Genomic DNA, 381 nt, shown 5'->3' with positions numbered 1-381 from the left:
AGTTAAGCTTCTTAGCGCCAAGAGTAGTTGGGGGTCGCCCCCTGCGAGGGTAGGACGTTGCCATGCTAATAATAAATTTAAAAATGTGCTAATCTAACTGATTAACACATTTTTATGTATATGACCCGTTGGTCAAGTGGTTAAGACACCGCCCTTTCACGGCGGTAACATGGGTTCAAATCCCGTACGGGTCATTTTCGCCGGCTTAGCTCAGTTGGTAGAGCATCGGTATCGTAAACCGAGGGTCACAGGTTCGACTCCTGCAGCCGGCATTAGTGGTTGCAAAATTGTTTTATGTAGTAGTAAAAGAGTGTGGTGGCGATAGCAAGAAGGATACACCTGTTCCCATGTCGAACACAGAAGTTAAGCTTCTTAGCGCCA

The 381-nt window shown here is 46.5% G+C and carries 2 tRNA genes and 1 rRNA gene; all 3 read left to right on the top strand.

Annotation, left to right across the window (positions count from 1 at the left end):
• The first annotated feature begins 122 nt into the window (after positions 1–122).
• Positions 123–194 (top strand) — tRNA-Glu (locus AC1RPU_RS07990).
• Positions 195–199: 5 nt separating this feature from the next.
• Positions 200–272, top strand: a tRNA-Thr gene (locus tag AC1RPU_RS07985).
• 39 nt (positions 273–311) lie between these two features.
• Positions 312–381 (top strand): 5S ribosomal RNA (gene rrf, locus AC1RPU_RS07980); the annotation flags it as partial.

The sequence above is a fragment of the Dellaglioa sp. CoH-55-MRSF-7 genome (assembly GCF_056782235.1).
This window is presented reverse-complemented; position numbering and strand designations above follow the sequence as displayed.